Source organism: Klebsiella sp. ZJOU C1 (assembly GCF_035620215.1).
GTDB classification, from domain to species: Bacteria; Pseudomonadota; Gammaproteobacteria; order Enterobacterales; family Enterobacteriaceae; genus Klebsiella; species Klebsiella variicola.
Map to the genome: position 1 here is coordinate 2,555,567 of NZ_CP141644.1, position 24,087 is coordinate 2,579,653.

Consider the following 24,087-nt stretch of genomic DNA (forward strand, 5'->3'; position numbering starts at 1 on the left):
CAGGCGGCAAAACAGGTCCTCTGTAGTATGCTTAACTCAAGATCAGCCCCTCGCTGATAGTGTGCCTGGTGACGATGAGGACTGCGCATGTTCACTGCTTTCGGCTGGCGGAAAATTCCTTCCGCCAGGACGTTGTCAATAATGATATTCCTCGCCGGCCTTGGACTCACCGCGTCGGTCATTTCTCTGCTGTATCTCTCACAACACCTGATTGCCAGCAAATCTAATGAAATCGATCAGCAGCGTTCGGTGCTGTCGGTGGAAGGGGCGGTACAGACCTCGGTCAATCGGGTGCTGTCGCTGGTGCTGGACAATGCCATCTGGGATGACGCGGTAACGCAGACCTACGCCCCGTCACTCGATCAGAAATGGCTGTACGATTCCTGGGGATCAGGCTTCAAAATCAATAACCTGTACGATGGCACCTTTGTCCTCGATGAACATTATCGTATCCTGTGGGGCGCCTTTCAGAGCCAGGTGCTGCCCCGGACTGACCTCTCATTTCTAGGGGCTGGGCTGACCAGTCTGATCCACACTCATGCGCAAGCATTGCGTGAGGGAAAAAACGCCTTTGCCGGTATCACGCGCACGGAGGCCGGGATCGCCTTTGTCGGCATCGGCCTGATACGCCCAACGACAGGTCGGCTTCAGGTATTTGATGCGACGCGGCGCTATCTGGTGATAACCCGGCATATCAGCCCCCAACTGCTGGAGCGCCTGGGTGACACCTTTCAGATTCGTCATCTGCATCTCGCCGAGGGTCCTGGCGCCTACCGTATTCCGCTGCGAACGCAGGCGGGTGAGGTGCTGGGATACCTGGCCTGGCAGCCGCGCCTGCCTGGCGCTGAAGCGGCGCAGGCCTCGTCAGGCAGCATGGGACTGATCGCCGGGGTGGCGGCCAGCCTGATCCTGCTGTTTATCCTTTTTAGCAGTTTGGGCATGTATAAGCTGGCGCGCGGGGAGCGTCAGGCGCGGGAGATAGCCATGATTGACTGGCTGAGCCGTCTGCCTAACCGGCGAGCGCTTCTGCTGCGGTTAAGCCAGGTATGCGAGACGGGGAAACACGATATTCAGTGCGTGGTGTTTATCGATCTGGATGGTTTTAAGGACGTCAATGATAACTATGGTCATGATGTCGGCGACGCCCTGATCCGCCATATCGCCAGCGCCCTACAGACGCGGGTACCGACGGGGGCCATGCTGGCGCGGATGGGCGGGGATGAGTTCGCCATGGCGGTGAGCGGCGCAAAGGCGATTGACCGGGCGGCGGCGTTCGCCTGGGCAGCGCTGGAGCTGCTGAAAGCGCCAGTGACGCTCAGCAAACGCAAAATTTATATCGGCGCCAGCATTGGCATCGCCAGCGGCGCCCCGGCGGAATGTTCCAGTACCGAGCTGTTTCGCCGGGCCGACATCGCCATGTACCACGCCAAGAAGAGCGGGAAGGGGCGGACGGCCTGGTATGACGATGCGCTGGATGCTGTGCGGCGTCATCAACTGATGATTGAGAACGGCATCCGCCAGGGGCTGGAGCAGGATGAATTTGAGGTCTGGTATCAGCCGGTGGTCGATGCCGATACCCTGGCGATGACCGGCGTGGAGGCGCTACTGCGCTGGCCGCGACGCCCGCAGGGGGCGCTGGCGCCGGATGCGTTTATTGCCATCGCCGAGAGCAGCGGCCTGATTGATGCCCTCGGGCAGTTCGTTCTGCAACGCGCCTGCAGCGACCTGCAGCCGGTTGACGATCTCCTTTTGTCGGTGAACATCTCGCCAGCGCAATTTCGCGACCCGGCTTTTGAAAACCGGGTGATGAAGACCGTCGCGGCCTGCCGCTTTCCGCCGTCGCGCCTGCAGGTGGAGGTGACGGAGAGCTATGTGCTGGAAAATCCGGAACGTTCGCAGGCGGTGGTGGAGAATCTGAAGGCCCAGGGTATTGCCGTGGCGCTGGACGATTTTGGCACTGGCTACTCAAGTATTGGCTATTTACGCCGCTTTCGCTTTGATAGCCTGAAGATCGACAAATCTCTCGCCGGGCGGGTGGACAGCGATGAACAGGCGGCGGAGATGGTGCGCGGGACGGTGCGCATTGCCCGCGCGCTGGGGATGACGGTCGTGGCGGAGGGGGTTGAGGATCTGCAGCAGCTGACGCTGCTGCGGCGGGCCGGCTGCGACCGGCTTCAGGGGTACTATTTCAGTAAACCGATGCCGATCGCCGATCTGCTGCAGCGGCGTCAGTCGCAGGGGTGATTACTCTCCGGCCAGTGCTTCCAGCTTATCGCGAAAGCCGGTAACCGAAATGGCGCGGTTGTCAGCCCGCCAGCGATCCTGCGGACCGGGAGCGGAGCTTTGCACGGCGATCACTTGCCAGCCGTCCTCCGTTTTCATCAGCAGCGGCGACCCGCTGTCACCAGGCAGCGTATCGCACTGATGCGACAGCACGCTGTTTTGCGCCCAGCCGGTCACGATGCAATCCTGATGGCTGTACAGATTATCCAGATGATCCTCCGGATATCCCGATTGGGTCACTTTACGGTCCGCTGCCTTCAGCGCAGCGGTGAGATCGGCCTTGCTACCCGGGAAGAGTGGGATCGGCGTGATGCCCGAGGGAGCATAGCGCAGTACGATCAGGCCAAAATCTGACGGCGCCGCGGCGGAGGGCACGATCCAGCCATCGCCATCGGCCTTCAGGCGCTTACCTAAGGCCGGATCCACTCGCCCTTCAATGCCGTGAATTTCATATACCCAGCCGCCCTTGCGCGAAATAAAGCGCAGAGCAACCGCTTTGTCCGGTTTGCCGCGCGGAGGCGTCAACAGACAGTGGCCAGCGGTCAGCGCCAGGTGAGGGGAGATAAGCGTCGCTGTGCACAGATTGCCGCTGGCGGTTTCCAGTTGGCCGATCGCATCCCACGGGCTTTCCTCGGGGTGGCTCACCGCTTTTCGGTCATCATGGCCGAAAAACAGCGTCTTAATATCTTTGGCGCTCAGTCCGCTATCATCGGCATGTGCGCCCAGAGGTAACAGATAAAATGAACACAGCAATAACAGAACGTCTCTACGCATATCACTCTCTGGGGAGGCTATGATGTCTATTGACAGTAGCAGGAGATTTAAGTTTTTGAAAGTAAACAATAATTCTAAGCAGGCCAAACCGTTGCCATCAGGCGAGACGGGCTGACGCTGCCGCTGGCAAAACCGTCTGATTTCAAGCGGTTAATACCAGCTGAACGCTGTTGCTATTTCCGCAGAAAGCGACGTCCGACGCAACAAAATTCGTGTATCAGAACGTACTGAACCCGGCGAATAATTCACCAACCGGACATTAAGATTATTCCTGGTTTGCCAGCGATTCGCTGAAAAATAATGCGCTTGCCCGCCAAAACTTCACCAGAATTCGCACTTCTTTACGCCTCTCGTAATTATTTTCAATGCGAAACATTTTCTCACCGAAAACGTTGTTACCGTCACTCCGCCGTTGAGTAAATAGAGAGGTAATACCGGCGATGATAGCCTGAATTCTATTTCCCCGACGTTGGGAGGGTATATGTCTAAAAAAGGTATTCGCGCACTGGTTTATGTTTCCCTGGTCTCAGTTGCTATCTGGGGCGCGACCGGTTATCTGGTGATGGAAGCGGTGCGCGTACTGTGAAGCGTCTGGTCACCACGAGGTGGCCGGCGCGCGCTAGTTTATGACTACAGTGTCTGGCGTCTTCGGGCGCCGGGCATTTTTTGTGCCGCAGGAATTTCAGGGTAATGAGACGCGGGAAGGTGTCGTCAGCGATCGCCGTACGGTATTTATTATTCTGCAAAGCCAGCAGAAGCAGTAAATGAGAGCGTGGCGGAAATGATTAATAGAGGAAAAAGCGGGTAGCAACCACTGCGCAAATGATTAACAGGATCAGGATGAGCTCGAAACGATAGCGCCGCAGCATAGTGCTCTCCAGAAAAAACGGCGCTGAAACAGCGCCGATTATTAAGAAGGTTAGTTCACCGGGAGGAATTATGCTGCCGGCTGTGCAGCAGGTTTAGCGGCCTGGTGTTTAGTGGTTTTGTGGTGTTTTTTTGCAGCCTGCGCTTTCTGTGCTACCGGTTTAGCCGCAGCTTTGTGGTGCTTTTTAGCCGCCTGAGCTTTCTGCGGAGCAGCGGGTTTAGCTTCTACTTTTTTGTGTTTTTTAGCGGCCTGGGCTTTCTGGGCAGCGGCTGGTTTAGCTTCTGCTTTTTTGTGTTTTTTGGCAGCCTGAGCTTTCTGCTCTGCAGCTGGTTTTGCCGCGGCTTTGTGGTGTTTTTTGTGATGGGTGGTCTTGGCAGCAGTGCTGTGGGTAGCAGCCGGTGCCTGAGTGGTGCTTACTGCGTCAGCAGCGAAAGCGGCGGAAGAGAGACCCATAGCAGCGGCAACGACCAGAGCTAATACTTTTTTCATTCTGATATCCTCGAAAAGTTTTCTTAATTTCAACCCCACTGCGGGGCCGGTGAAATCACTATATGCTTGTCTTTTCGAGCTTTCCGTGAGTGTTTGGTATCGGCGTGTAACCGAATGTACAACACGCCTGGCCGTGGGGAGTGGAAGGACGCGCCGGGTAGCCCGGCGCGTACGATCACAGATAGCGGGCGGTAAGGTGTTCGCGGAAGTAGCGGCTGTTGAGATCCTCGCCGGTGGCCTGCTGGATCAGCTGCGAGGTGGAGAAGCGGCTGCCATGCTGCCAGATATTCTGCCGCAGCCAGTCGAACAGGGCGCTGAAATCGCCCTCCGCAATATCGCGGTCTAACGTCGGCAGCGCGCGCCGGGTGGCGGCCATCAGCTGGGCGGCATACATCGCACCCAGCGTATAGGAAGGGAAATAGCCGAATCCGCCGTCGGTCCAGTGAATATCCTGCATGCAGCCGTCCCGGTAGTTGCCGGTGGTCGACAGCCCCAGCCAGTGCTGCATCTTCTCGTCCCACAGCGCCGGGATATCATCTACTTCAATCTCGCCGTCAATCAGCGCGCGTTCAATTTCATAACGCAGGATCACATGCGCCGGGTAGCTGACCTCATCGGCATCGACGCGAATAAAGCCCGGTTTCACCCGCTGATTCCAGGCGACAAAGTTGTCGCTGCTAAAGGCCGGTTGATCGCCAAAACGCTCGCGCACCGCCGGTAACAGACGGTTGAGGAAAGGCTCGCTACGTCCCAGCTGCATTTCAAAAAACAGACTCTGCGACTCGTGGATAGCGGTGGAGCGAGCGAGTCCTACCGGCTGGTCGACCCACGGGCGAGGCAGATTCTGCTCATAGCGGGCGTGGCCGGTTTCGTGGATCACGCCGAACAGGGCGCTGAGCAGGTCGTTTTCGTTGTAGCGGGTGGTGATGCGCACATCCTGGGGGACGCCACCGCAGAACGGGTGAGCGCTGATGTCGAGGCGCCCGCCGTCGAAGTCAAAGCCGAGGATGCGCATGGCCTGCAGGCCCAGCTCGCGCTGAGCGGCAATCGGGAAAGGCCCCTCCGGGGCGAGTAATGTCTGCGTCGCTTGCTTAGCGACCGCTTGCCGCAGCAGGGAAGGCAGCCAGGACTTGAGGTCGGCAAACAGGCTATCCAGCCGGGCGCTGGTCATATCTGGTTCGAAAATATCGAGCAGTGCGTCGTAGCGTGAGCCGCCTCTGGCATCGGCGCGGATCTGCGCTTCCTGACGGCTCAGCCTGACCACCTCGCGAAGATTGTCGGCAAAGCCAGCCCAGTCGTTAGCGGGACGCTGACTGCGCCAGGCATGCTCACAGCGGCTGCCGGCAAGAGATTTTGCTTCCACCAGGCTCTCCGGCAGCAGCGCGGCCTGATCGTACTGACGTTGCATCTCCCGCAGATTGGCCTGCTCGACGTCGTTGAGGTCCTGCTGGCGGGCCTCCTGCAGCCATTGGCCCACTTTTTTATCGGTCAGGATCTGATGCTGCAGCACGCCGAGCTCCGCCAGCGCTTCGCTCCGGGCGGCGCTGCCACCTGGGGGCATCATCGCAAACATATCCCAGCCAGCGATGGCGGAGAGATGCGAAAAGCGCGACAGGCGCTGAAAGGTACGAGTAAGCTGCTGATAAGGCGTATTTTCAGTCATAGTGGCGTTCGGTCCGTGACAGGTGAATGAACAGGTTATCGGTATCCTTCTACACTATCCTGATACGCCCGGCGGGTCGAGCGTTGCGCACAGGGGAAGGGAAAGACACATGGCGGGAGAATAAGCTCACCTCTGTGATCGGTGTGACAGAAAACGGTAACATATCGGTACTAAACTGTGATCGATTACACAGGTCTGGAGGTTCGGGGGTGGTTTATGAATCCGTTCACCTGGCTGTTTATTGCACTGCTGTCCGTTGATGCCGTCAGAGAGTTGATGGGCTTGTCTTCCATTATGGGCATGTGGTGAACCGTGGCCCGCAGGCCACGTCACACGCGACTATTTCAGTCGTTGATGTAAGCAGGTGCCGGTCAACAGCGCGGCAAGGAGCAGCAGCGCGATAAACCCACCGACGCCGTTCCAGCCGTAGTGATGCCAGAATACCCCGCCTAACGTCCCGGCAAGACTTGAACCCAAATAATAGCTGAACAGATACAGCGATGACGCCTGACCGCGGGCGCGGCGGGCGCGTGGGCCAATCCAGCTGCTGGCGACGGAATGCGCGGCGAAGAAGCCAGCGGAAAACAGCAGCATACCGATGAAAATAAGCCACAGGGAAGAAAAGAGCGTCAGCAGCAGGCCGCAGAGCATGACAGCGGTAAAGCCGAGCATCACCGGTCCGCGGCCAAAGCGTACGGTCATGGCCCCTGCCTTCGGTGAACTCCAGGTCCCGGTGAGATAAGCCACCGACAGCAGGCCTACCACCGCCTGGCTTAGCGACCACGGCGACATCATCAGCCGGTAGCCAATATAGTTAAACAGGGTGACAAAAGCGCCCATCAGCAGAAAACCTTCGACGAACAGCAGCGGCAGACCGCGGTCGCGCCAGTGCAGACGAAAGTTGATCAGCAAGTTTTTCGGTCGCAGCGAGGTCGAGCGGAAATGGCGCGACTCGGGCAGAATGCGCCAGAACATGATGGCCGCGGCCAGCGCGAAGCCACTGATCACCGCCAGCGCCACGCGCCAGCCGAAGAAATCGGTAAAGACCCCGGTCAGCAAGCGGCCGCTCATGCCGCCGATGGAGTTGCCGCTGATATATAACCCCATCGAAAAGGCGACGAAACTGGGGTGGATCTCCTCACTCAGATAGGTCATGCCGACCGCCGCCACGCCGCTCAGCGACAGGCCGATCAGGGCACGCATAATGAGGATGCCGTGCCAGCTGGTCATCATGGTCGACAGCAGCGAGCAGCAGGCGGCCAGCAGCAGGGCGGTGACCATCACCGGCTTGCGCCCGATGGCGTCGGATAGCGGGCCGGTAAACAACAGGCCCACCGCCAGCATCGCCGTGGAAATGGAGAGTGAAATACTGCTGCTGGCCGGGGATACGCCGAACTCGTTCGACAGCACCGGCAGGATCGGTTGCACGCAGTAGAGCAGGGCAAAGGTGGCCAGACCGGCGGAGAATAGCGCGAGGGTGACGCGCATAAATTGCGGGGTGCCGCGCTTAATAAACTGATCCGGGCGGGATGCACCAGCGACGCTGACCTCGCCCGCCGGCACGGTGTCAACGGTTGTTGTACGACTCACAGAGAATTCCTTGCGTAGAAGTTGCTGCTTACCAACAGAATGTTGTGACCATTCAGCTCACATTTTTAGGGTATGAAAATGTAAATATTCTGTCTAATATATTAATAATCTCAAATAAGACATTTTAAATATGAATATCGAGTTGCGTCATCTGCGCTATTTTGTCGCCGTCGCGGAGGAATTACATTTTGGCCGGGCCGCAGCGCGACTGAATATTTCTCAACCGCCGTTAAGCCAGCAAATTCAGATCCTCGAGCAGCAGACCGGCGCCCGCCTGTTCGCGCGCACCAATCGCAGCGTCAGTCTGACGGCGGCCGGAAAGCAGTTTCTCGCCGATAGCCGACAAATTCTTGCCCAGGTGGATGACGCGGCCGCCCGCGCTGCGCGTCTGCATCACGGTGAAACCGGCGAACTGCGTATCGGCTTTACCTCCTCGGCCCCCTTTATCAAGGCGGTATCCGATACGTTGTCGATGTTTCGTCAGCGCTACCCGGATGTGCATATTTTGACCCGCGAGACCAACACCCGCGAACAGATTGTGCCACTGAGCGAGGGGGCTCTCGATCTGGGGCTCCTGCGCAATACCCAACTGCCGGACACTCTGGCGTGGGAGCGGGTGCTGCGCGAGCCGTTGCTGGCGATGGTCCCGGCCGACCATCCGCTGGCCCGCCAGCCCTCGGTCAGCCTGGCGACGCTGGCGCGCGAACCCTTCGTCTTTTTCGACCCGCACGTGGGTACCGGCCTGTATGACGATATCCTCGGCTTGCTGCGTCGTTACGGTCATACGCCGGTGATTGCCCAGGAGGTGGGGGAGGCGATGACCATTATTGGTCTGGTGGCCGCCGGACTGGGGGTGTCTATCCTGCCGGCCTCCTTTCAGCGCGTACAGCTCAGTGAAATGCGCTGGCTGCCGATCGACGAACAGGATGCGGTGTCGGAGATGTGGCTGGTGTGGTCGAAACATCATGAACAGGGAGCGCTGGCAAAACGCTTTCGCGAGTCGCTGCTGGCCTGGAAAACCGAGCACAATTGAGGCGAAAAGGGGCTGGAAATGTGCGGTAAATCACAAGGCTAAGTAAAAATTTGACGTTCACCATCGAAGTGCTTCACCATAGCCGAAAGTTTATTTCGAAGCGCGAAAATAAAGGGAGTCAATGGTGGTAGCGGATAGTCAACCAGGCCATATCGATCAAATTAAGCAGACCAATGCGGGCGCCGTGTATCGCCTGATTGATCAGCTCGGCCCGGTATCGCGTATCGACCTCTCCCGATTTGCGCAACTGGCTCCCGCCAGCATCACCAAGATTGTCCGCGAGATGCTGGAAGCGCATCTGGTGCAGGAGACGGAGATCCAGGAGCCCGGCAGCCGTGGCCGCCCGGCGGTGGGGTTGATGGTAGAAACCGAGGCCTGGCACTATCTTGCGGTGCGCATCAGCCGCGGCGAAATCCACCTTTCGCTGCGTGATTTAAGCAGTCAACTGGTGGTGGAGGATCAGCTGGAGCTGGCCCTCACCGACAGCACGCCGTTTCTGACCCGTATTATTGATCATATCGATCGGTTCTTTATTCGCCACCAGAAGAAGCTGGAACGGCTCACCTCCATCGCCATGACGATGCCGGGTATTATTGATACCGAAAATGGCATTATTCATCGCATGCCGTTTTATGAGGATGTCAAAGATGTGCCGCTGGGCGATGTGCTGGCCAACCATACCGGGGTGCCGGTCTACATTCAGCATGACATCAGCGCCTGGACTATGGCGGAATCGTTGTTCGGCGCCTCGCGCGGCGCCCGGGATGTCATTCAGGTGGTCATCGATCATAACGTCGGCGCCGGGGTTATCACCGACGGACGCCTGCTGCATGCTGGCAGCAGCAGCCTGGTGGAGATCGGCCATACTCAGGTCGATCCCTACGGCAAGCGCTGCTACTGCGGCAACCATGGCTGTCTGGAAACCATTGCCAGCGTAGAGAGCGTGCTGGAGCTGGCGCAGATGCGCATGGCCCAGTCGATGAGCTCGCTGCTGCACCAGCGTCCGCTGAGCGTGGAGTGGCTGTGCCAGGCCGCGCTGCAGGGCGATCTGCTGGCCAGAGACATTATCAGCGGCGTGGGTAACCACGTCGGCCGGATTCTGGCGATCATGGTCAATCTGTTTAACCCGCAGAAAATTCTGATTGGCTCGCCGTTTAATCTGGCGGCAGATATCCTTTTTCCGGCAATTTCCAGCTGCATTCGGCAACAATCGCTCCCGGCCTACAGCCAGCATATCGCGGTTGAAAGCACCCAGTTTTCCAATCGTGGCACGATGGCTGGCGCGGCGCTGGTCAAGGATGCGCTTTATAACGGATCCTTACTCATACGACTGTTACAGGGGTAACATTTTTTCATAGTCACACCAAAAATTGCGCTATCTCAAGCCGACCTCTGGCGGCATCACGTAGACTTTGCCCACTGTTGATTATTTCTCTCCCGTATATTTCATCGACAAAACTGTGGGGTTAGTGATGTTTAAGCGTTTCTTTATTACAGGTACAGACACCTCTGTCGGGAAGACAGTGGTTTCCCGTGCGCTGTTGCAGGCACTTGCTGCCAGAGGCAAAAGCGTGGCCGGGTACAAGCCTGTGGCGAAGGGCAGCAAAGAGACGCCAGACGGTTTGCGTAACAAAGACGCGCTGGTGCTGCAGAGCGTCTCCACGCTGGCGTTGCCGTATGAGGCTGTCAATCCCATAGCGTTAAGTGAAGACGAAAGCAGCGTGGCGCACAGCTGCCCGATCAACTACGGTTTGCTGTCGGATGGTTTGCAGCGACTGGCCGGTCAGGTCGATCACGTGGTGGTTGAAGGCACCGGCGGCTGGCGCAGCCTGATGAACGACCTGCGACCGCTCTCCGAATGGGTGGTACAGGAGCAGCTCCCGGTGCTGATGGTGGTGGGGATCCAGGAGGGGTGTATCAACCATGCGCTGCTGACGGCCCAGGCGATCGCCAATGACGGGCTGCCGCTGATCGGCTGGGTGGCCAACCGCATCAACCCCGGTCTCGCGCACTACGCTGAAATCATCGATGTCCTCAGTAAGAAGCTGCCGGCGCCGCTGATTGGCGAGCTGCCGTACCTGCCGCGCGCCGAACAGCGTGAGCTGAGCCGCTACGTCGACTTAGACATGCTCGGCAACGTGATGGCGATAGATCGAATCCCGGCGTAACGTCCGCGACAGCACCGACGCCACCACGCAGGTGATCAGCAGGCCGGGCAGCAGCGCATACTGCCCGGTCATCTCACAAATCATCAGGGTCGACATGATTGGCGCATGGGTGGTGGCAGCCAGAAACGCCGCCATGCCGGTCAGACCGATCATCATAGCCATCTCTTCATTCCCCGGTAGCCATAGCCCGCTGACGCTGGCAAACAGCATGCCCATCGCCAGGCCGACAAACAGCGTGGGGGTAAAGACCCCGCCCGGCGCGCCGGAGCCGCTGCTGGCCAGCACCGCCAGCAGTTTGCACAGGAAAACGCCGGCCAGCAGTACGCCGGACGGCGGCATCTGCAAATAGCTTTGTACCACGCTGTAGCCGTTGCCCCACACCGCCGGGGTGATGAGTGATAAGCCGCCGACAATCAGCCCCCCCAGCGCCAGCTGCCACGGCGGCGTCAGTTTCAGTTTGACGAAGCCGCGATGACTGGAGTCCATCAGCCAGATAAACAGCGGGCCGCACAGCCCGGCCAGCAGGCCAGTCGCCAGCATTAAACCATAGTGCAGCGCGCTGAGGTTCTGCTGCAGGACGACGTGGTACAGCGGCGCGGCGCCGCCGTTGAGAAACTGCGTCAACAGCAGGGCGATCACCGCCGAGATAACGACCGGCCCAAGCGAGGCCAGCATCAGCGTGCCAAAGAGAATTTCAGCAATAAACAGGCTGCCGGCCAGCGGGGCATGATAGGCGCTGGCCATCCCGGCAGCCGCGCCGCAGGCGACCCACAGCTTCCATTCAGTCTGCGGCGTGAAGCGGCGGGCGAACAGCGACGCCGCCAGCGCGGCCAGCAGGATCATGGCGCCTTCCCGGCCAATTGCGCTGCCGGTGACCACGACCAGCAATGACGCCAGCGATTTCACCAGGCTTGCCGGCGTATCGAAGCAACCGTCGCCGGTCTCCAGGGCTTCCATATAATCGGTGGCGGCATGCGGGCGCGCGATGCTGCGTCGCTGCCACAGCCAGAGAAGTGCCCCTGCCGCCAGGCCGCCCAGCGCCGGGGTAATCAGTCGCCGCCACGCCGGCAGCGACTGCGCCGCGTTGACCAGGCTCCCGCTGTCATTGCCAAGAAACAGCGTTTCCAGCACCACCATCGCATGGCGAAACAGCGCCACCGCCAGGGCGGCGAGAAGGCCAATCAGGGTGGCGATCAGCAGGCGGCGAAACATCACCTGCACATCAGGATAGGGATGAAGACGGTGCATCAGTCACGGCGAGGTTCGGAAAACATGGTCTTATTGTGATAGGGAATAACCTTAGATGCAAAAGCGATAAGTGCGGGTGATGGGCTGGGATGCGACGAAATAAAACCGCGCCGGATACCGGCGCGGTGAAGGGTTAACGATAGAGCGCTTTTTCCGCCACGGCGATCGGCAGATTCTCCTGCCACTGCGCCAGCGTTGCCTGCGCCAGCTGACCCAGCGCCTGGTAGAAGGGGTGGGCGGCATGGTCGACAAAGACGCTCAGAAAGCGCCCGGACCACGGCAGCAGGTGCCAGGCCAGCAGCTGGGCAAACAACGCATCCTGCTCCGTCTCGCACAGCCACGCCGCCAGCAGCAGCAGGGTGCCGAAATGATCTTCCGGTTCGTTACGCTCGGCGTCCAGTGCGATGCCGTTCGTGCGCATCCACTCGCGCAGGGCCAGCGTGGAATCGCCAAACAGCACTGACTCTTTATCCAGCCAGACGGATCCCCATGGCGGCGCCGGCAGGGCCCACGGGCCGATAAACAGGCGTTGCCAGGCTTCTGGTAATGACTCTTCCGTCGACGCGGCAAAGGCTGACGCCAGTGGGGCGGTTACCGGGAAGGGCCACTGTTGCTGCCAGCTGCCGTCCTGGAAGGCGGCGACCAGCGGCGCAATGTGCGCGCTATTCGGCGCATAAGAGAACAGCGCGCCCAGGGTGCGGGCGCTTAACGCGACAGCGTCGCGGTTTGGGATCGGCATCATTACTTATTCCTTTCTGCGGCGCGCGCCAGCGCGCCGTCTCATTAACCGGCAACCGCCATACCGACGGTCATATGCAGACCATAAAACAGGCCGCGACCAATACATTCCGCGATCAAGACCAACAGCAGGCCGATCAGCAGCCCCGTAGCGCGCGGCGGTTGGCGGCGGATCAGCGGACACAGCCAGCAGCCAAGACCGAGAGCCAGCAGTATCAGGCGTAACGCCTGGAGTTTGCCGTAATCTGGCAGCAGGGTGGCTGCCTGCTGGACTGAACTGTGAATGGTACTGAGTCCGGCGCTTTGCATGATGATAACGACGGCGCCGATCGCCAGCGCGGCCACGCTGAGTCCGGCAAAAAACCAGCCGTTAAAGTTGACTTTCGCCAGCCGCAGCAGCAGGGCGGCGAACAGCGGCCCGCTGAGGAGCATCGTCAGGAAGAACGCGCTGGTAGTGTAGCCATTGTACCATGTTGGCACGGTATCGATTTGGTAAACCCGGGTCATCGCCAGAACAAACAGCAGCCCCAACAGCATGGCGATCACCAGCCAGACTTTACCCAGCGCCGCCGGCATTTTGCCCAGTACCGCCAGCAGCCACCAGAATCCTCCCACGGCGAAGAACAAGGCGCCGCTGGCGATTTCATTGCTCAGCGCCGAGGCGCCGACGCGGTTCAGCGAGTTAAACGCGCGCAGCGGCGAACCGAGATGCATCACCGAAGCCAGAAAACCAATGCCCATCAGCAGCCAGATAAAAAACATGCTGCGCACCAGCCGTTGCTGCGCTTCGCGCTGGTTTGTCAGCGATAGCCAGCCCAGCCCGCTGACGAGGGTCGCGCCGACCACGCATTGCCCCAGTACCGTAAACAGCACCAGCGGCCATTCATGCCATCCGCTTCCCATCTCACACCTCCTTTGGATTTGCCAGATAACCGGTGGTATCGCCACACGGACGGGCATTGGCGTTAGGTTTGATCACGATACTCGGCCTGGTAAAGTGCGCCGAGGGCAGCGGGGCCACTGCGGCCAGCTGGCCGTGCTTGGCGCGCAGCTCGGCAATCGGCCCGAAATCGAGCGCCCGCAGCGGGCAGGACTCGACACAGATCGGTTTTTTCCCCTCGGCGACGCGCTCGTGACAGCCGTCGCACTTGGTCATGTGGCCTTTGTCGGCGTTGTACTGCGGGGCGCCGTACGGGCAGGCCATATGGCAGTAGCGGCAGCCAATGCACACCGCTTCGTTGACCACCACAAAACCATCGTCGCGCTTGTGCATCGCCCCACTTGGGCAGACCTTGGTGCAGGCCGGATCTTCGCAGTGGTTACAGGCGATGGAGAGGTAGTAGGCGAACACATTCTGCTGCCAGACGCCGTTGTCCTCCTGCCAGTCGCCGCCGGCATACTCATAGATGCGGCGGAAGCTGACCTCCGGGGTGAGATTCTTGTAGTCCTTACAGGCCAGTTCGCAGGTTTTACACCCGGTACAGCGAGCGGAATCGATAAAGAATCCATATTGCGTGCTCATGGTTTACTCCTTAAACCTTTTCGATGTCGACCAGGTTGGTATGCTGTGGATTCCCCTTCGCCAGCGGCGATGGGCGGTGGGTGGTCAGCGTATTCATGCAGGCGCCATGGTCGATCCGGTCTCCGGCCATATTCGCGTCGTGCCAGGCGCCCTGGCCCATCGCCGACACGCCCGGCATGATGCGTGGCGTCACTTTCGCCGGAAGACGGACTTCGCCGCGCTGATTAAAGACGCGCACCATATCGCCGTTTTTAATCCCGCGTTTTTCCGCGTCAAGCGGATTGAGCCACACCTCCTGGCGACAGGCCGCTTGTAATACATCGACGTTGCCGTAGCTGGAGTGGGTGCGCGCTTTATAGTGGAAACCAAACAGCTGCAGCGGATACTGACTGCGCAGCGGATCGTCCCAGCCTTCAAATGTGGAGGCGTAGACCGGCAGCGGGCTGATAACTTCGTCTTTCTCCAGCTGCCAGTGGGCGGCGATCTCGGCGAGACGGCTGGAGTAGATTTCAATTTTGCCGGACGGGGTTTTGAGCGGATGCGCTTCAGGATCGCGGCGGAAGTCGCGATAGGCGACGAAGTGGCCGTTCGGATCTTTACGCTTGTAGATGCCCATCTGTTTCAGGTCGTCGTAGCCAGGTAGCGCCGGGTCTTTCGCCACCATTTTGGCATACAGATGCTGCAGCCACTGCGCCTGCGTGCGCCGCTCGGTAAAACGTTGATGCACGTCGTCGCCGAGCCGTTTCGCCACTTCACTTAAGATCCAGTAAATCGGTTTGCGTTCGAACTTCGCCGAGGTAGCAGGCTGGATAAAAATGAGATAGCCCATATTGCCGGCGTAGTCGTTGGGAATAATATCTTCCTGCTCAACGGTCATCAGATCGGGTAGCAGCAGGTCGGCGTATTTCGCCGACGAGGTCATAAAGTTGTCGATAACCACAATGGTCTCGCACTTGCTTTCGTCCTGCAGGATCTCGTGGGTCTTATTGATGTCGGAGTGCTGGTTGATGATGGTGTTGCCCGCGTAGTTCCACAGGAACTTGATCGGCACATCCAGCTTCTCTTTGCCGCGCACGCCGTCGCGGGTGGCGGTCATCTCCGGGCCTCGAGCGATGGCGTCGGTCCAGGTGAAGCAGGAGATGGCGGTCTTCACCGGATTTTCCAGCACCGGCAGACGTTCGATAGTGATGGTGTAGGTTGATTCGCGGGCGCCGCTGTTGCCGCCGTTGATGCCGACGTTGCCGGTTAAGATCGGCAGCATGGCGATCGCGCGGGCGGAGAGTTCGCCGTTGGCCTGGCGCTGCGGTCCCCAGCCCTGGCAAATATAAGCCGGTTTACTCATGCCGATTTCGCGCGCCAGCTTAATGATGCGATCGGCGGGGATGCCGGTAATACGCGAGGCCCACTGCGGTGTTTTGGCGACGCCGTCGTCACCCTCGCCAAGAATATACGCTTTGTAGTGGCCGTTTGCCGGCGCCCCGACCGGCAGCGTTTTCTCATCGTAGCCAACGCAGTATTTGTCGAGGAATGGCTGGTCGACGAGATCCTCGTTTATCAGCACCCAGGCGATACCGGCGACCAGCGCGGCGTCCGTGCCGGGACGAATAGGGATCCACTCATCTTCCCGACCGGCGGCGGTATCGGTGTAGCGCGGGTCGATAACGATCATCCGCGCGTTAGAGCGCTCGCGAGCCTGCTCCAGATACCAGGTAATGCCGCCGCCGCTCATCCGGGTTTCCGCCGGGTTATTGCCGAACATCACCACCAGCTTGCTGTTTTCAATATCCGAAGTACTGTTGCCGTCGTTGCTGCCGTAGGTATAGGGCATCGCGCAGGCAATCTGTGCGGTGCTGTAGGTACCGTACTGGTTAAGCGAGCCGCCGTAGCAGTTCATCAGCCGCGCTACCGGCGACGCTGAAGGCGACGAACGGGTGATGTTGCCGCCGACGATCCCCGAAGAGTAGTTAATGTACACGGCTTCATTGCCATACTGGGCAACGGTGCTTTTCAGACGGTCAGCGAGGATATCCAGCGCCTCCTGCCAGCTGATGCGTTCAAATTTGCCTTCCCCGCGCTTGCCGACGCGCTTCATGGGATAGTTAAGGCGATCCGGATGATTGATGCGCCGACGAATAGAGCGCCCGCGCAGGCAGGCGCGGACCTGGTGGTCGCCGTAGCGGTCGTCGCCGGTATTATCCGTTTCGACGTAAACCACTTCATCATCCCGCACGTGCAGCCGCAGGGCGCAGCGGCTACCGCAGTTGACCGAACAGGCGCCCCAGACAATGCGGGTGTTGTCGCCAGTAGCCTGTTGTACTGCTGCCGCGGCGCTGCGCAGTGTAAAGGGCAGGGTAAGCCCGCCGGCGGCCAGCGCCAGAGAGCTGAGGGCTGTGGATTTGAGTAGCGCGCGTCGGGAGACGCCGCCGGGGGATTCCTGATTCGACATTGCTCACTCCATGATAGTTATGCTGTGCGGAGAAGGGCCGCCACGTCATTAACAGACGCAGGGGTGAGCGATAATACGTTATGGGTAGCCAGCAGATCTTATCCCTGGTCAATGCAGGGATAAGATCTTTCATTTGAAACCGAAGTGGGCTTACTGAGCGTCGTTTTCGGCGGGACTGTCGCTGTTACGCGTATAGGTGATTTTGAAGGTGTCATTGGCGCAATGACCGACCACCTGAACCCCGGGCTGGTCTGCCTGATCGTTTGGCACAATGGCCAGGCTGAAGGCGGTTTCCGGTACGCCATTGTTGATGATCTTCTGCTGGATGTCGCTTTTGACCCGTTCACAAGAGTCGGGGGCTGCCAGCACGGTCGTGGAGCACAGCAGTAGTGCGGCGCCTGTCCAGAGGGATAGTTTCATCTTACACTCCTTATCGATGTTATCCAGAATTAAGCATAGCAGAACTGGTGTAAACAATTGTATTTGCTAATATGATCTGGTGTACACAAAAGGAATCGCCTGTGAAAAGATTGTATTGGCTGATCCCGGCAGCGCTGCTGCTGACGGCGTGCGACCGCCAAAGCGCCCCGGAAGCCTTCACCCCGGAGATGGCGAGTTTTTCCAATGAGTTTGAGTTCGATCCGCTGCGCGGGCCGGTGAAAGATTTTAGCCAGACGCTATTGGATGAACACGATGTGGTGGTCAAGAAGGTGAGCGCTCAGCTGTCAAAAGAGGGATGTTTCGATCTGCTGACCCTGGAAGATGTGGAGAACAATACCGGCGCCACGCTGCTGCTGGATGCCAACTATTACGTCGATGGGCGCACCCACGAGAAGCGACTGCGCCTGCAGGGCAAGTGTCAGCTGGCAGAGATGCCCGCCACGGGGGTGAGCTGGGAGACGGATGATAACGGTTTTATTATTCGCGCCCGCGGCAAAGAGACCACCGCCACCTACCGCTATGACAGCGATGGCTATCCGCTGGGAAAAACCACCACCGCCAAAGAAGAGCAATTTACCGTCGCCTCCACGCCGTCGAAAGATCCGCGCAAGAAAATGGACTATACCGCCATCAGCACCTTCAACGAACGCACGCTGGGCACGGTACGCCAGACCTGCGACTACGATCGCCACGACAATCCGCTGAGCTGTGAGCTGCAGGTGATTGATGAAAGCGTGCAGCCGCCGCTGACACGCCATTACACCATCAAGAACCGCATTGATTATTACTGAGCCGTCGGCTTCAGCAGGGCCGGTCCTGGGGTTTTGTGTTCGGCCAGATACTGGTGCTGGAACAGACACATGCGAATGGTGTTGCGGTACTCGCCGTTAATGAAAAACTCATGGATGAGTTCACCCTCGACGATAAAGCCAAGCTTGCGGTAAATATGGATCGCTTTTTCATTCTCTTTATCGACAATCAAATACAGCTTATACAGATTAAGAACCGTAAAACCGTAGTCCATGGCCAGCCGCGCCGCGCGAGTGGCAAGGCCTTTTCCCTGGAAGTCCGGTGAGATAATGATCTGGAACTCGGCCCGCCGATGAACATGGTTGATTTCAACCAGCTCTACCAGCCCGGCTTTATCGCCATTGCATTCGATGACAAAGCGACGCTCGCTTTGATCGTGGATATGTTTGTCGTACAGATCGGAGAGCTCAACGAAGGCCTCGTACGGCTCTTCAAACCAGTAGCGCATGACGCTGGCGTTGTTATCGAGCTGGTGGACAAAGCGCAAATCTTCCCGTTCGAGGGGGCGGAGTTTGACGTGTAGCGCGTCGGTCATGGGTAATCCTGTGGTTAAAGCTGAACAGCGCGTTATGAAAGGCGGCGCCCGCAGGCGCCAGCGTTGACAGGAAGCGGATCAGGGATTGATTGCCCGGCCGGTGCGGCGGTCAAGGCAGCGCAGAGTGTTCGGCTCCCAGTAGGCATTGACGTTGGCGCTCTTCTGGCAGTTATCCTGCGCGTCGAAGGCGACATCGGTTTTGTCCCACTCTTTTTCCGCCCGCTTATTGACCTTCTGGCGCAGGCTGCGGGTGTCGTTCCATTGCTCTTTTTCCATCGACGCCTGCTGACGGCTTTGCGCGCTGTCGCCAGATTCAATCACCAGCCGGTCGGTGGCGGCGAAGGAGCTGGAGGTATAGACCACGGCGCTCAACGCCAGAATGGCGGTCAGGCACCAGCGTTTGTTCAGTGTCATGTTCATCACGGTTTCCTTTAAGTGATGGGTTAACCCTCAGGCTAAGTTTACTACAGCTCTTTTGCCGGGCATAGCCGACAAAACAGCGTGGGGCAGAAGCCATTATCGCGTAGAATGGTTCAACGCTTTGTCTCATTTACGAATCTTTTAATGCTCAAAACAACGCTCCTGTTCTTTGCCACCGCCCTGTGCGAAATCATCGGCTGCTATCTGCCGTGGCTATGGTTAAAGCGCGGGGCCACGCCGCTGCTGTTGATCCCCACCGGCCTGGCGCTGGCGCTGTTCGTCTGGCTCCTGACGCTCCATCCTGCCGCCAGCGGGCGGGTCTATGCCGCCTACGGTGGGGTGTACGTCTGTACCGCCTTACTCTGGCTGCGGGTCGTGGATGGCGTCAAGCTCAGCCATTACGACTGGGCCGGGGCGATCATCGCCCTGTGCGGCATGCTGATCATCGTAGCGGGCTGGGGGCGGGCCTGAGCTCGCCTTGTGTGATCGCTGCCACTTTTTTAAACCTTAATTCTTGTATGGTAGTCGACCTGTTGCCTTACTTATCAGACATTCTCTTTTGTTATGACTCTGTAAGGAACAACGATGGCTATCGAGACACTTGCCGCCCGGACGGGGGCGACGCCGCTGCGTATCCGTCGGGTGCAGAAGATCACCCTGACGCTGCTGTTTATCGCCGGTATCGTCAACTTTCTTGACCGCTCTTCGCTGAGCGTCGCCGGGGAGGCGATACGCGCCGACCTGGGACTCAGCGCCACCGAGTTTGGGGTGCTGCTCTCCGCCTTTTCGCTCTCCTACGGCTTCGCACAATTGCCGTCGGGAATATTGCTGGATCGCGTTGGACCGCGCATTGTGCTCGGCGCCGGACTGATTTTCTGGTCCGCAATGCAGGCCCTGACCGGGATGGTCAATTCGTTCTCGCATTTTATTCTGCTGCGCATTGGCCTCGGGATTGGTGAAGCGCCATTTATGCCCGCCGGTGTGAAATCAATCAATGACTGGTATGCGCAAAGAGAGCGCGGTACGGCGGTGGGGATATTTAACTCCTCGACGGTGCTGGGGCAGGCCATTGCGCCACCGGCTCTGGTTATTATGCAACTGGCCTGGGGCTGGCGAACGATGTTTGTGGTGATTGGCTTAGCCGGTATCGTGGTCGGTCTGTGCTGGTATGTGGGCTACCGAAATCGCCGGCACTTCACCCTTCAGGAAGAGGAGCAGCAGTATCTGGCCAGCGAGGAGGTGGCCCGCCCGGCGCTGAAATTTAGCGAATGGCTGGCTCTGTTTAAACGGCGCACCACCTGGGGGATGATTCTGGGCTTTTCCGGTGTGAACTACACCGGCTGGCTGTATATCGCCTGGTTGCCCGGCTATTTGCAGGCACAGCAGGGATTAAGCCTGGCCCGTACCGGCTGGGTGGCGGCGATCCCGTTCCTTGCGGCGGCGGTGGGGATGTGGGTCAATGGCCTGGTGGTCGATGCTCTGGCGCGCAGAGGTTACGATCTGGCGAAAACCCGGAAAACGGCGATCGTGATCGGTCTGGTGCTGTCGGCCCTGGGCACCCTGCTGGTGGTGCAATCCTCCACGCCGACCCAGGCGGTGGCTTTTATCTCCATGGCGCTGTTTTGCGTCCATTTTGCCGGGACGTCGGCCTGGGGGCTGGTGCAGGTATTGGTGGCAGAGCATAAAGTGGCTTCGGTGGCAGCGATCCAGAACTTTGGCAGCTTTGTGTTTGCCTCCTTTGCGCCGATCGTCACCGGGTGGGTGGTGGATACCACTCATTCTTTTAATCTGGCGCTGGTGATCGCCGCCGGCGTGACCTTCACCGGGGCGTTGTGCTACTTCTTTATCGTTAAAACCCGTATCGACTAACTGCCAGACCGGACTCCCGGTTAAGCGACAGGCCCGCAGGGACGCGTGGCTGGTGTGTCATTCGTCGACTTCTTTTATTTCCTCGCGGCGACTGTTTCCCATTCCATCAGCGATGATCTTGTGACGGTTCACTCCCGGCAGCGAACCGGTCATATCTTCTTGTATGGTAGTTGACAGAAATCAAAGATGTTATACCAATTGCGTGCGATGGTTGGGACACAAAGGCATTCTCCTCGAGAGTTCTCCCCGAGAATGGTTGATGAGACACATAACAACGAGAGTCATCATGGAAAACACCCTTTTAACCGCCAACGCCATGCTGCCAGGCTACGATCGCAGCGCGCTGATCCCCCGTATCGTGCACCTTGGTTTTGGCGCATTCCACCGCGCCCATCAGGCGGTATATGCCGATATTCTTGCCAGTGAACATGGCAGCGACTGGGGCTATACCGAAGTCAATCTCATCGGCGGCGAGCAGCAGATCGCCGACCTCCGCCAGCAGGATCGGCTGTACACTGTGGCCGAAATGTCCGCCGACGCCTGGACCGCACGCGTGGTTGGGGTGGTGAAGAAGGCGCTGCACGCCCAGGTTGATGGCCTCGAAGCGGTGCTGGCGGCGATGTGTGAGCCTCAGGTAGCCATTGTCTCCCTGACCATTACCGAGAAAGGTTATTGTCATTCGCCGGCCAGCGGCGAGCTGCAGCTCGATCACCCGCTGATCGTCGCCGATCTGCACAACCCGCACCAGCCAAAATCGGCGCCGGGCGTGGTGGTGGAGGCTCTGGCTCGCCGTCGGGCGGCAGGCTTGCCGGCTTTTACCGTGATGTCCTGCGACAACATGCCGGAAAACGGTCACGTGATGCGCAATGTCGTCTGCGCCTACGCCCGGGCGCTGGACGCGGAGCTGGCGGCCTGGATTGAACAGAACGTCACCTTCCCATCGACCATGGTGGACCGCATTGTCCCAGCCGTTACCGCGGAAACCCTCGATAAAATTGAGCAACTGACCGGCGTGCGCGACCCGGCCGGGGTGGCCTGCGAACCTTTCCGTCAGTGGGTGATTGAGGATAACTTTGTTGCCGGACGTCCGCAGTGGGAAAAAGCGGGAGCGGAACTGGTCGCCGATGTAGTGCCTTTTGAAGAGATGAAGCTGAGGATGCTCAACGGTAGCCACTCGTTCCTGGCGTACCTGGGCTATCTGGCCGGTTATCAGCACATCAACGACTGTATGCAGGATGACAACTACCGCCGCGCGGCGCTGGCGCTGATGCTGGACGAACAGGCGCCGACGCTGAAAGTGCAGGGGGTGGATCTTCCGCGCTATGCCAGTCTGCTAATTGACCGCTACTGCAATCCGGCGCTGAAGCACCGTACCTGGCAGATAGCCATGGACGGCAGCCAGAAGTTGCCGCAGCGCATGCTGGACTCCGTACGCTGGCATCTGGCGCACCAGCAAGATTTCACGCTGCTGGCGCTCGGTGTGGCGGGCTGGATGCGCTATGTCGGCGGCGTTGACGATGCCGGCCAGGCGATTGAGATTTGCGATCCGCTGTTGCCGGTTATCCAACAGGCGGTGGCGGCCAGCGCCGAGGGTGAAGCGCGGGTGAAAGCGCTGCTGGGTATTGAGGCGATCTTCGGCCTGGCGTTGCCGCAGGAGCCCCGTTTCGTCTCGGCGGTGACCCGCGCCTATCTGGCGCTGCAGCGGCTGGGGGCCAAAGCCACTGTCGCCGCGTGGGCTGCCGAGCAATAATCCGCTTCCGGTGTCGGCCTCGTCGTCGACACCGGCTATTTTGTTATCTCTGCCACCTTCCGCTGATATTTCTTTTTTGCTGTCGATCGGTTTTAGCGCGCTGAAAAGATGATCGAACGCAATGTCTATACATAACTCTATATTTCCCTGATTTACTAAAGATAATTAGCTGTTATTTTTCCGAATAATGGCTGGTAATTTACTGCCATAATGGCATAGTTAAGTCATTGAAAAAGAACTTTCTCTGGAAAAGGAGTACGGGCCATGTATAAAAAAATTTTATTGCCTGTTGATGTCTTTGAAATGGATTTAAGCGATAAAGCTGTGCGTCACGCGGAATTCCTCGCCACTGCAGAAAACGGTGAAATCACATTGCTCAACGTTCTGCCGAACAGCAGTCGTTCACTATTACGCGGCTTTACGGCGGATATTCGTAAATTTGAAGCCTATATGAAAGAAGAGTCGGAGAAAAAGATGCGCGAGGTGGCGCGACTGTTCGACATTCCGATGTCGCGGATCCATACCCGGGTGGTCTTTGGTAACGTGCGCGACGAAATTCTGGCTATCAGTAATAACGAAGAGTTCGATGTGATAGTGGTTGGATCCCGCAAACCGGGCATCTCCACCCATCTGCTGGGCTCCAACGCCGAGTCGATTCTGCGCTACGCCAAAACGCCGGTGCTGGTCGTCCGTTAATCCCCTCATGACGACGGCTGCGTCAGCCACGCTGGGCAGCCGTCTGACCATTAATCTTCGCTAAACCAGTCGCGGTTCTCCTGGCGGATCAGTAACACGGACTCGCTGATTTCATGCAGATGGACATTCATTGCCTGCTCTACTGCCTCCGCGTCGCGTTTTTCCAGCGCGGTGAAAATCTCATGGTGCTGACGCAGGAGCATCTCCGGTGAGGTGATATGGTCCAGGCTCATGTAGCGCACGCGGTCGATGGCGGCTTTAATATTTTCCACCGTATCCCACGCCAGCTGACAATCGGCAATGATCGACAGCTTCTGGTGAAACTCATCATCAAGCAGGAAAAAGTCGTTTGATTGTTGTCTGTCGACGGCAATACGCTGCTGATGGAGATTCTGCTCCAGCTGATAAACCTGCTCATCGTTAATCATGCCGGCGGCGCGGCGGACCACCGCGCACTCAATCGCCTGGCGGACAAAGCAACCATTGCGCACCTGCGACAAGGAAATTTTATTGACGTAGCTGCCGCGCTGGGGACGTATCTGGATAAGCCCATTTTCCGCCAGCTTGATGAAGGCCTCGCGCACCGGCTGACGCGACACATCGAAACGCACGGAGACTTCTTTCTCGGACAGCGGTGTGCCAGGCGGGATCAGGCAGTGAACGATATCCCGGCGAAGGATGCGATAAATTTGCTGATTAACGGGTTGCGTCGGATTCAGTTGCGATTCTGCGGCCATTGATGGT

24 protein-coding genes are annotated in these 24,087 nt (G+C 58.5%); 11 read left to right on the top strand and 13 right to left on the bottom strand.

Annotation, left to right across the window (positions count from 1 at the left end):
- The first annotated feature begins 87 nt into the window (after nucleotides 1–87).
- The gene (locus SPE70_RS12130; protein ID WP_136047367.1) at nucleotides 88–2,244 is read left to right on the top strand and encodes a putative bifunctional diguanylate cyclase/phosphodiesterase; all 2,157 of its coding nucleotides are present in this window, start codon (nucleotides 88–90) and stop codon (nucleotides 2,242–2,244) included.
- Here the strand turns inward: SPE70_RS12130 and SPE70_RS12135 are convergent, their stop codons facing one another.
- On the bottom strand, nucleotides 2,245–3,057 hold the full coding sequence (locus tag SPE70_RS12135) for a trypsin-like serine peptidase (protein ID WP_032754288.1): 813 nt from the start codon (nucleotides 3,055–3,057) through the stop codon (nucleotides 2,245–2,247).
- Between the two features lie 626 nt (nucleotides 3,058–3,683).
- Here SPE70_RS12135 and SPE70_RS12140 point away from each other — a divergent pair.
- Nucleotides 3,684–3,821 carry a hypothetical protein gene (locus SPE70_RS12140; RefSeq protein ID WP_153690771.1) on the top strand — a complete coding sequence of 46 codons (138 nt, stop codon included), beginning with the start codon at nucleotides 3,684–3,686 and terminating at the stop codon, nucleotides 3,819–3,821.
- Nucleotides 3,822–3,994: 173 nt separating this feature from the next.
- Here the strand turns inward: SPE70_RS12140 and asr are convergent, their stop codons facing one another.
- The gene (asr, locus tag SPE70_RS12145) at nucleotides 3,995–4,414 is read right to left on the bottom strand and encodes an acid resistance repetitive basic protein Asr (RefSeq protein WP_043875352.1); all 420 of its coding nucleotides are present in this window, start codon (nucleotides 4,412–4,414) and stop codon (nucleotides 3,995–3,997) included.
- A gap of 175 nt (nucleotides 4,415–4,589) precedes the next feature.
- Nucleotides 4,590–6,077: a carboxypeptidase M32 gene (locus SPE70_RS12150; RefSeq protein WP_136047366.1), complete on the bottom strand. Its 1,488-nt coding sequence runs from the start codon at nucleotides 6,075–6,077 to the stop codon at nucleotides 4,590–4,592.
- A gap of 216 nt (nucleotides 6,078–6,293) precedes the next feature.
- Here SPE70_RS12150 and SPE70_RS12155 point away from each other — a divergent pair, with 216 nt between their 5' ends.
- The gene (locus tag SPE70_RS12155; RefSeq protein ID WP_004206050.1) at nucleotides 6,294–6,386 is read left to right on the top strand and encodes a KPN_01571 family protein; all 93 of its coding nucleotides are present in this window, start codon (nucleotides 6,294–6,296) and stop codon (nucleotides 6,384–6,386) included.
- Between the two features lie 30 nt (nucleotides 6,387–6,416).
- Here the strand turns inward: SPE70_RS12155 and SPE70_RS12160 are convergent, their stop codons facing one another.
- The gene (locus SPE70_RS12160) at nucleotides 6,417–7,667 is read right to left on the bottom strand and encodes an MFS transporter (RefSeq protein WP_008805023.1); all 1,251 of its coding nucleotides are present in this window, start codon (nucleotides 7,665–7,667) and stop codon (nucleotides 6,417–6,419) included.
- Nucleotides 7,668–7,797: 130 nt separating this feature from the next.
- On the opposite strand from SPE70_RS12160, the gene SPE70_RS12165 reads away from it, so the two are divergent.
- The 3 genes from SPE70_RS12165 to bioD all read left to right on the top strand — a co-directional run bounded on the left by SPE70_RS12165 (nucleotide 7,798) and on the right by bioD (nucleotide 10,868).
- Nucleotides 7,798–8,700 carry a LysR family transcriptional regulator gene (locus SPE70_RS12165; protein WP_136047365.1) on the top strand — a complete coding sequence of 301 codons (903 nt, stop codon included), beginning with the start codon at nucleotides 7,798–7,800 and terminating at the stop codon, nucleotides 8,698–8,700.
- Nucleotides 8,701–8,824: 124 nt separating this feature from the next.
- Nucleotides 8,825–10,045, top strand: coding sequence for a sugar metabolism global transcriptional regulator Mlc (mlc, locus tag SPE70_RS12170; RefSeq protein WP_032691385.1), 1,221 nt, complete (start codon nucleotides 8,825–8,827; stop codon nucleotides 10,043–10,045).
- A 127-nt stretch (nucleotides 10,046–10,172) separates the two neighbouring features.
- The gene (gene bioD / locus SPE70_RS12175) at nucleotides 10,173–10,868 is read left to right on the top strand and encodes a dethiobiotin synthase (RefSeq protein ID WP_012541855.1); all 696 of its coding nucleotides are present in this window, start codon (nucleotides 10,173–10,175) and stop codon (nucleotides 10,866–10,868) included.
- On the opposite strand, the gene clcB is transcribed toward bioD, so the two are convergent.
- The 6 genes from clcB to SPE70_RS12205 all read right to left on the bottom strand — a co-directional run bounded on the left by clcB (nucleotide 10,821) and on the right by SPE70_RS12205 (nucleotide 17,242).
- Nucleotides 10,821–12,116: a voltage-gated ClC-type chloride channel ClcB gene (gene clcB, locus SPE70_RS12180; protein WP_087653177.1), complete on the bottom strand. Its 1,296-nt coding sequence runs from the start codon at nucleotides 12,114–12,116 to the stop codon at nucleotides 10,821–10,823. The two genes, bioD and clcB, sit on opposite strands and share 48 nt — an antisense overlap.
- A gap of 133 nt (nucleotides 12,117–12,249) precedes the next feature.
- Entirely contained in the window at nucleotides 12,250–12,858 is a 609-nt protein-coding gene (gene dmsD, locus SPE70_RS12185) for a Tat proofreading chaperone DmsD (RefSeq protein WP_008805018.1), read from the bottom strand.
- Nucleotides 12,859–12,899: 41 nt separating this feature from the next.
- Entirely contained in the window at nucleotides 12,900–13,757 is an 858-nt protein-coding gene (locus SPE70_RS12190; protein ID WP_023340086.1) for a DmsC/YnfH family molybdoenzyme membrane anchor subunit, read from the bottom strand.
- A 1-nt stretch (nucleotide 13,758) separates the two neighbouring features.
- A complete protein-coding gene (locus SPE70_RS12195; RefSeq protein WP_008805016.1) occupies nucleotides 13,759–14,376 on the bottom strand; it encodes a DMSO/selenate family reductase complex B subunit in 618 nt (205 codons plus the stop codon).
- Between the two features lie 10 nt (nucleotides 14,377–14,386).
- Entirely contained in the window at nucleotides 14,387–16,822 is a 2,436-nt protein-coding gene (gene ynfE / locus SPE70_RS12200; protein WP_012968307.1) for a selenate/tellurate reductase subunit YnfE, read from the bottom strand.
- Nucleotides 16,823–16,972: 150 nt separating this feature from the next.
- The gene (locus SPE70_RS12205) at nucleotides 16,973–17,242 is read right to left on the bottom strand and encodes a DUF1161 domain-containing protein (protein WP_008805014.1); all 270 of its coding nucleotides are present in this window, start codon (nucleotides 17,240–17,242) and stop codon (nucleotides 16,973–16,975) included.
- A 101-nt stretch (nucleotides 17,243–17,343) separates the two neighbouring features.
- Here SPE70_RS12205 and SPE70_RS12210 point away from each other — a divergent pair, with 101 nt between their 5' ends.
- Complete coding sequence (locus SPE70_RS12210; protein ID WP_008805013.1) at nucleotides 17,344–18,054, top strand: YnfC family lipoprotein; 711 nt, start codon at nucleotides 17,344–17,346, stop codon at nucleotides 18,052–18,054.
- On the opposite strand, the gene speG is transcribed toward SPE70_RS12210, so the two are convergent.
- Both speG and SPE70_RS12220 read right to left on the bottom strand, forming a co-directional pair.
- The gene (gene speG, locus SPE70_RS12215) at nucleotides 18,048–18,608 is read right to left on the bottom strand and encodes a spermidine N1-acetyltransferase (protein WP_008805012.1); all 561 of its coding nucleotides are present in this window, start codon (nucleotides 18,606–18,608) and stop codon (nucleotides 18,048–18,050) included. The two genes, SPE70_RS12210 and speG, sit on opposite strands and share 7 nt — an antisense overlap.
- A gap of 78 nt (nucleotides 18,609–18,686) precedes the next feature.
- Nucleotides 18,687–19,028 (bottom strand): DUF1283 family protein, encoded by a 342-nt coding sequence (locus tag SPE70_RS12220; RefSeq protein ID WP_004206035.1) that lies wholly within the window; start codon nucleotides 19,026–19,028, stop codon nucleotides 18,687–18,689.
- Between the two features lie 108 nt (nucleotides 19,029–19,136).
- Between SPE70_RS12220 and SPE70_RS12225 the strand changes: the two genes are divergently transcribed.
- The 4 genes from SPE70_RS12225 to SPE70_RS12240 all read left to right on the top strand — a co-directional run bounded on the left by SPE70_RS12225 (nucleotide 19,137) and on the right by SPE70_RS12240 (nucleotide 23,343).
- A complete protein-coding gene (locus tag SPE70_RS12225; RefSeq protein WP_162493261.1) occupies nucleotides 19,137–19,499 on the top strand; it encodes a YnfA family protein in 363 nt (120 codons plus the stop codon).
- A gap of 114 nt (nucleotides 19,500–19,613) precedes the next feature.
- Nucleotides 19,614–20,897, top strand: coding sequence for an MFS transporter (locus SPE70_RS12230; RefSeq protein ID WP_023322553.1), 1,284 nt, complete (start codon nucleotides 19,614–19,616; stop codon nucleotides 20,895–20,897).
- 286 nt (nucleotides 20,898–21,183) lie between these two features.
- The gene (locus SPE70_RS12235) at nucleotides 21,184–22,647 is read left to right on the top strand and encodes a mannitol dehydrogenase family protein (RefSeq protein ID WP_109848873.1); all 1,464 of its coding nucleotides are present in this window, start codon (nucleotides 21,184–21,186) and stop codon (nucleotides 22,645–22,647) included.
- A gap of 264 nt (nucleotides 22,648–22,911) precedes the next feature.
- The gene (locus SPE70_RS12240) at nucleotides 22,912–23,343 is read left to right on the top strand and encodes a universal stress protein (RefSeq protein ID WP_008805007.1); all 432 of its coding nucleotides are present in this window, start codon (nucleotides 22,912–22,914) and stop codon (nucleotides 23,341–23,343) included.
- A gap of 50 nt (nucleotides 23,344–23,393) precedes the next feature.
- On the opposite strand, the gene SPE70_RS12245 is transcribed toward SPE70_RS12240, so the two are convergent.
- Entirely contained in the window at nucleotides 23,394–24,080 is a 687-nt protein-coding gene (locus SPE70_RS12245; protein ID WP_008805006.1) for a GntR family transcriptional regulator, read from the bottom strand.
- Between the last annotated feature and the right edge of the window lie 7 nt (nucleotides 24,081–24,087).